The following is a 7,059-nucleotide window of genomic DNA, read 5'->3' as shown; positions in this document are numbered from 1 at the left end:
CCCCCCGGCCCCCCGCTCCGCTCGGCCGGGGCCACCGCGACGGGCCCGGGCCCGGCCGCACCCACCCGGTCGCCGCCGTGCCCGGGGCACCGCGTCACCGGTGACTCATGAGTTGCAACTGCACCCTGGAATCACTGGACGCCCGGACACCTCGCCGCGCGCGGGGAGGCCCTGGGACACCCGGCGGACACTGTCGTGCGCCGGACACCCACGCGCCGGCTCGCGACGCTGGCGTGGCCGCTCCAAGGCCTCCGGGGTCCACCGACGTCCAGGCGTGACTGACCGGAAGTCGGGAAGCGCGGTGAATCATTACGCACAAGGATTGCACCAGTATCCTGGACTCCTGGTGCTCACTCTCGTATCCAGGAGTCTGGGGGGACCCGGCGGGCAAGCCACTCCAGTCCTCGAGGCCGGACGTCGTACTCCGGGCGAGGTGAAAGTGTCCCGCGGATGGGTTATGCGAAAAGACATCATGGGAGCAAAACGAATCGCCGTGCAGCCGAAGCTCGCTGATTTCCAGGAGAGGATCCGCGCGTCGGGTCTGCGCAGCACCGCGCCCCGCGTGGCGGTGCTCCGGGAGCTGGAGTCGGCCACCGCGCCAATGAGCCACGCCGACCTGGTGGATGCGCTGGGTGACGAGGGCTATGACCGGGTGACCATCTACCGCAACCTCACGGACCTCACGGAGGCCGGGCTGGTGGTGCGCGCGGACCTGGGAGACCACGTGTGGCGCTTCGAGCTGCGACGCTCGGGCGACGAGCACAGCGGCAACCACCCGCACTTCACCTGCACCGACTGCGGCACCGTCGCGTGTCTGCCGGAGGAGTCCATCCGCATCGCGTCCTCCAAGGGCGTGCCGCGCGCGGTGGCCCAGAAGAGCGTGGACGTGCAGCTGCGCGGCCTCTGCGACCGCTGCGCCTGAAGGACGTCCCCCCGCGCCGCCACGCGCGCTGGCCGGGGTGAAACACGAACGCCCGGGCCCTCCCGACTCCTGCAAGAGGGACGGCCCGAGCGGGTGACACGCGGCACGGGCGCTTGCTGGCCCCGTGCCCCTGAGACGGCGGACTACTGGATGGTGTACGCCACCGTGCCGCTGCAGCTGTTGCTCGAGTAGCAGCCCGCGCGGATGGTGTACGTGCCCGCCGTGGTGGCCGTGTACGAGAAGAACGACAGCGTGCCGCAGGAGTCGTCGTTGCTCGCCACCGACGTGCCCGCCGCGTTGCTCAGCCGCAGGTAGGTGTCACCCGTGCCGGAGGCGCCGCTCACCGAGCAGGTGCCCACGCGAATCGTCTGGCCCGCCGCCAGCGTCACCGCGCGGTTGGTGGTGTTCTGCTGCGCGTTGTTGGTGTTGGACGCGGTGAAGGTGAAGGTGGTGGACGGCGGGGGCTGGGTGGTGCCGCACAGCCGCAGGCTGCCGGCCACCGCGCAGTACGCGTTCACCGCGGGGCGCACGTAGGTGATGTCCTCGCCGCGGCAGCCCGTCTCCGTGCACGTGTTGACGATGCGGCAGCTGCCGCTCGACACGTAGTCCGTCTCGCCGCGCACCAGGATGCCCGCCACCGTGTAGCCGGTGTTCTCGTACACGCCCGAGCCGGAGTTGCCACCGAAGGTGTCCGTGGTCGCGACGAAGTAGTCCAGCGAGCCCGCGCGCGCGTCGCGCACCTTGCCGCCCGAATCAATCTTGAACGGGATGCCGCTGCCCGAGCCGATGACCGTCACGCCCGTGCCCACCGGCAGCGCGGCGTTGCCGGCGCGGATGGGCGCGGGCACGAAGCGCGGCGTGGCGGCGCGGTCCAGCTTGATGATGGCGTAGTCCAGGTTGGGCGTGCCGGAGGTCACCTGGCGCACCACGATGGACTGGCAGGAGAAGATGTCCGCGCTCGTCACCTGCTTGAGCGTGTTGGCCGCCGTCTTGTAGAAGTTGAACACCACGCGCGTGCTGGTGCAGGCCGAGGCGCTGGTGATGCAGTGGCCGGCCGTCAGCACCAGGTCGTCATCGATGAGCGTGCCGGAGCAGAACGCCGGCGTCAGGTCGGTGAGGAAGCGCTGGTTGGAGCACAGGTTGTACGCCGACTGCAGCGTGGACGCGTTGAACGTCACGTTGCCGTTGCTCCCCACCGTGTAGTCGGACGTCGTCATCAGCGCCACGGTGGACTGCTCGGCGCGCTGGCGCAGCGTCGCGTCCGGGTGCGCGTACACGTCCTGGCGGTCATCGGTGCCGTACACCACCGGCTGCTGCGTGGTGTCCGTCTGCGGCTGCTCCGGCTGCGGCTCGCCCTGCTGCTCCGGCGCCGGCCCACAGGCCGAAATCGTCAGCGCGCACAGCATCGTTCCCAACAGCTTCCTGCCCGCAACTCGAGACATGGTTCGCATGAGGACTGCTCCCTGGAAATGAGCGCCCGCCTGGGAGGCGGGCCGCCGCCGCCATCTTCACGGCATCCAGGAATACGAGCAAACCGGCATAAAAACCTATTCCGTGTATCTCGATTAAAGCAACTCCATTGCAAATCCCGCACTCCGGGCGGGCGGTGGAGGGGGCAGGCGTCGGCTGGTGAACCGTGATTCACCCCGCCCGGCCGCCGGAAGCTTCCGTCCTGACACCCGCGGCCCCATGGTTGAGGAGGTGTGGGAGCGAGTCGGCCCCGACCAGGGTGGGGAGAGCCGGTGCAAGCGCTTCAGACACTGCTCGTCGTGGACGACGACCTGGACATCCGGGACGCGCTGCAGGACGCCTTCGAGCTGGAGGGCTACGCGGTGCTGCTGGCCGCGGACGGGCTGGAGGCGCTCGCGCAGCTGCGCCAGCAGGACACGCCGCCGCACCTCATCCTGCTGGACCTGATGATGCCGCGCATGGATGGCTTCGCGTTCCGCGAGGCCTTGCGCCATGACACGGCGCTGGCGGACATCCCCGTCGTCGTGGCCAGCGCGGACCTGCACCTGGAGTCCGCCGCCCGCGAGCTGGACGTGGCCAGATGCATGCGCAAGCCCCTGGACCTGCACGAGCTCCTGTCCACGGTGAAGCGGCTGAGCCAGGGCGACTGAAGTCGTCCCTGCTCCGCCCGGCTGCTCTGCGGACGGCCCCCCTCCCGCCATGCAGGGCGGGTTGGCGGAGGGAGGCAGGCTCCCCACCCTTGCTCCCAGAAGTCATCCAACGGACCCAAGGGAGAGGGACGCTCATATGAAGAAGCTCATCGCCACGTTCGCCGTGTGTCTGGGAACCGCCGCCTTCGCGCAGAGCGCACCGGCGCCGTCGCAGACGCAGATTCCCAGCCCGGGCACTCGCGTGGACACGGGCGTGAACGCCACCGACGTGGGCCGCGGCATCAACGGCGCCACCCGCGAGGCCTCCAACGCACAAGCGCAGGACAACCTCTTCAAGAAGGAGCACTCGCTGAGCCTCAAGGGCACCTTGAAGAAGGCCGACGACGACAGCGTGAACCTGACGCGCAAGGATTTGCCCGACGCCGAGCTGGACGTGAAGGCCCAGACGGTGGTGATGCTGGACGGCAAGAAGGTGCGGGCCGACCAGATTCCGGAGGGCTCCGAGGTGCGCGCGCGCTTCCAGCTGGACGGTGACAACGCCGTCGCCGTGGAGCTGCGCGCCACCAGCCCCAAGGGCACGGGCGGCTCCGGCGCCATGGACACCCTGGAGAAGGACGCCAAGAAGGCCGGCGACAAGGTGGAGGAGGCCGGCGAGGACGTGAAGCAGGACGTCGACGACGCCGTGCACTGAGTCCGGGCGCCGTCGCTCGAATGACAGTCTCACGGGCCCGCTCCCTTCCGGGGGCGGGCCTGGTCATTTCCAGTGCCACGTCACGCCGCCCGGGTGCCCACGGTGGGAAGCCTTCTTCCCTCTTTCCATGACGGTGCATGTGCGCAAGGGCCGGTACGCCGCTTGCTCCACACCGGGGACGGGAGGAAGCGGTGATTCGACGACTGTTGGGCGCGTGTGTCGGTGTGGCGGTGATGATGACGGCGGTGGCCTGCGACAGCTCGGACGGCACCGGCAAGGGGCCGACGGATGGCGACGTCCAGGCTCCTCCGGATGACGCGGGCACTCCGGACGCGGGGGATGGAGGCACGGACCCGGTGCCCGACGCGGGCAGCGGCGATGGCGGCACGGACCCGGTGCCCGACGGTGGCGGCGTGCCCACCACGCCCGAGGGCCCGTGGCCCACGGACGCGCTGACGGACTACTCGTCGAAGTACGGCATCCCCAAGGTGGCCTCGGTGGGCGTGGACGGCGCGCACAACATCTGGGTGCTGGATGGGGACCGCATCGGCGTGCTGCGCGCGGACACGCAGAAGCTCGTGTGGACGAGCCAGCCCATCGGTCAGGCCAGCCTGGGCTTCGGCTCGGAGCCGCACCAGCTGGCCACCGGCTCCACCGTCATCTGCGGCGGCAAGGCGGGCGAGGCGTACGTGGGCTACCTCACGTACGACAACGTGCCGGGAGGCCAGCGCATCGCCGGCCGGGGCGAGGCCGACTTCGACGAGGCGCGCTACTTCGAGTTCCAGAAGGGCGACATGGACCTGGTGCAGCTCAACGGCGACGGCACGGACATCGTGCTGCGCGAGCACCTGTACCGCTCGGTGGGCACCAGCCGTCCCAGCCGCAACGAGGCCATCGGCATCCGCAACAGCAACGACTTCCACTACGACGAGGACCGCTCCGTGCTGTCCTGCATGCGGGTCATGAAGGGCCCGTACGAGGGCGAGGTCTATATCGGCACCAACCACGGCGTGACGCGCATCCGCGACCTCGAGTACAGCAGCCACCGCCACCCGGCCTGGTGGCTGCTCACCCGGACGCCGCACCCGACGGACCCGAACCAGGAGGTCGTCAAGGAGTCGCAGCGCGCGGGCTTCACCTACGGCCTGGGCTACTCGCAGGCCGGCGAGCTGCTCATCGCCAACGACTGGAAGATTGGAATCCTCCCGCCCAACAAGGAGCTCAAGTGGTGGGACCGGGAGAAGCACGAGGCGGGCATCCCCGAGGGCACGGAGCTGTCCATCTACCGGCTCAACACCTTCGTGGACCCCGTCAACCCGGGGCCCGAGGACAGGCGCTGGGAGGTCGCCCCGCAGAACCGCTGGCGCGGCTTCCAGCAGACGAAGGACGGCCTGTACTACGTGGCCGGGCTCGGCAGCGGCCTGTGGCAGTTCAAGGCCGAGCCCACGCGGCACGACCCGACCAAGAGCGCGGACACCGACTACGTCCGCATCGACGGCGCGGGCACGGACCGCTACACCGCGCTGGCGGCCACCGACGACGGCTCGCTCTTCGTGGGCACCGAGGGACGCGGCCTGTGGCGCCTGACGCCGCAGAAGCAGCTGGAGAAGGTCCCGGGCGTGGGCGGCTCCAAGGTGCAGCAGCTCGTCTACGACCCGCGCGTGACGCCCAGCGCGCTGTACGTGCTGGTCGACGGCAAGGTGTACGTGCTGCGCGGGCACTGAAGACGCGCTGGAGCGTGACGCGGTGACGGCGGGCGCCTTCCGGACACTCCGGGGGCGCCCGCTGGCGCTTTCGCGCAAGTCAGCGGGCCCGGCTCGCCGAGGCGCCCTGCGCGGTGGCCGCGCGAGGCTGGGTGGGCAGCCGCAGGATGAAGGTGGAGCCCTGGCCCTGCGCGGAGCGCACGGTGATGCTGCCGCCCATGGCCTCCACGATTTGACGGGTGATGTAGAGCCCCAGGCCCAGGCCGCCGTAGTGGCGCTCGGAGACGGCGCGCTCGAACTTGCCGAACAGCCGCGCCATGCCGTCCTCGGAGATGCCGATGCCGTGGTCCTTCACGGCCAGCACCGCCATGGTGCCCTCGCCCACCAGCGACACCTCCACCGGCCGGCCCGCGCCGTACTTGGCCGCGTTGGAGAGCAGGTTCACCAGCACCTGCTCCACGCGCAGCGGATCCCACTGCCCGGGCAGCGTGCCGGAGACGTGCACGGACAATTCGCAGCCGGCGCGGGCGAACTCCTCCGAGAAGGCGTCCACCATCTGCCGCACCACCTGCACCAGGTCCAGCTCGCGCGGCTCCAGGCTCAGCTTGCCCGCCGCCACGCGGGACACGTCCAGCAGCGTGTTCACCAGGCTGCCCAGCCGCGACAGCTGCCGCTCCAGCACCTGGCCCCGGGGCGCCAGCTCCTCGCCCAGCGCGGGCTGCGCGCCCGCCACCTGACGCAGCAGGAGCTGCAGATGCAACCGCATGCTGGTGAGGGGCGTCCTGAGCTCGTGGGCGGCCACGCTGAGGAACTCGTCGCGGGCGCGCACCGCCTCCTGCGTCTCGCGCAGGGCCTGCTCGCGCACGGCGCGCTCCCGGGCCGCGCCCGCGTCACGCTGGGCCTCCACGCGGCGGCGCTCAGTGAGGTCCTCCACATAGATGCACGCGGCGATGACCACGCCGTCGCGGCGCACCGGGTGGTAGCTGGCGCGGAAGACGCGCGTGCGCTCCACGCCGCCGCCCGGCTCGCGGTGGATGATTTCGACGCCGTCCAGCGGCTCGCCCGTCTCCAGCACGCGGCGCACGCGGCGCGAGGTGTCGCCAAGCGAGGAGTGGGGGTTCATCACCTCGTCCATGTGGCGCCCGAGGTGGGCCTCGCGCGGCCTGCCGTTGAGGGCCGCGAGCGTCTCGCTGACCTCCACGAAGCGCAGCTCCCGGTCCACCACCGCCATGCCCACGGGCATGGTGGACATCAGGTCCGCGAGGCAGACGGCGCCTGGACCGAGCGATGCATTCCGCGGTCTCTCACCGGCTGGCATCGTCACATCCGGGCCGAGATCAGGGGCCACTCCAAGCCGGGGGCTCATCGTCCTCGGCTGTGTACCAACGTCGCTGGACGCCGTCACCGCTCGCCCCCTGGCCGTGTGTCCAATGGTGGAAGAAAGCTCCCACGCTCGTCCGGAATCTTCCTCGAATCCTTGGGGTTTTTCCCTCACCCCGTGAGCCGGCCGACAGGAGGGCAGGCGTGCGCGGGACACCTGCTTCAACCCACCTCCCCTGGCTTCGTAGAATCGCCGTCCCTCCCCGGCCCGGAAAGGAACCGCACCGCATGCGCTTGAGACTG

At 70.3% G+C, this 7,059-nt stretch carries 6 protein-coding genes; 4 read left to right on the top strand and 2 right to left on the bottom strand.

The genetic code is table 11. From position 1 onward, the window contains the following. Window positions 1–472 precede the first annotated feature (472 nt). On the top strand, window positions 473–922 hold the full coding sequence (locus tag FL311_RS39320; RefSeq protein ID WP_141332778.1) for a Fur family transcriptional regulator: 450 nt from the start codon (window positions 473–475) through the stop codon (window positions 920–922). Window positions 923–1,065: 143 nt separating this feature from the next. On the opposite strand, the gene FL311_RS39315 is transcribed toward FL311_RS39320, so the two are convergent. After that, complete coding sequence (locus tag FL311_RS39315) at window positions 1,066–2,373, bottom strand: serine protease (protein WP_141332777.1); 1,308 nt, start codon at window positions 2,371–2,373, stop codon at window positions 1,066–1,068. A gap of 291 nt (window positions 2,374–2,664) precedes the next feature. On the opposite strand from FL311_RS39315, the gene FL311_RS39310 reads away from it, so the two are divergent. The 3 genes from FL311_RS39310 to FL311_RS39300 all read left to right on the top strand — a co-directional run bounded on the left by FL311_RS39310 (window position 2,665) and on the right by FL311_RS39300 (window position 5,457). Then, the gene (locus FL311_RS39310; protein WP_141332776.1) at window positions 2,665–3,042 is read left to right on the top strand and encodes a response regulator; all 378 of its coding nucleotides are present in this window, start codon (window positions 2,665–2,667) and stop codon (window positions 3,040–3,042) included. A 136-nt stretch (window positions 3,043–3,178) separates the two neighbouring features. After that, a complete protein-coding gene (locus FL311_RS39305; protein ID WP_194869562.1) occupies window positions 3,179–3,733 on the top strand; it encodes a hypothetical protein in 555 nt (184 codons plus the stop codon). A 191-nt stretch (window positions 3,734–3,924) separates the two neighbouring features. Next, on the top strand, window positions 3,925–5,457 hold the full coding sequence (locus tag FL311_RS39300) for a hypothetical protein (RefSeq protein ID WP_141332775.1): 1,533 nt from the start codon (window positions 3,925–3,927) through the stop codon (window positions 5,455–5,457). Window positions 5,458–5,536: 79 nt separating this feature from the next. Here FL311_RS39300 and FL311_RS39295 read toward each other — a convergent pair whose 3' ends face one another. Beyond that, a complete protein-coding gene (locus tag FL311_RS39295; RefSeq protein WP_228557383.1) occupies window positions 5,537–6,688 on the bottom strand; it encodes a PAS domain-containing sensor histidine kinase in 1,152 nt (383 codons plus the stop codon). Window positions 6,689–7,059: the final 371 nt, after the last annotated feature.

Source organism: Myxococcus sp. AB025B, assembly GCF_006518215.1.
Classification (GTDB): domain Bacteria; phylum Myxococcota; class Myxococcia; order Myxococcales; family Myxococcaceae; genus Myxococcus; species Myxococcus fulvus.
This window is presented reverse-complemented; position numbering and strand designations above follow the sequence as displayed.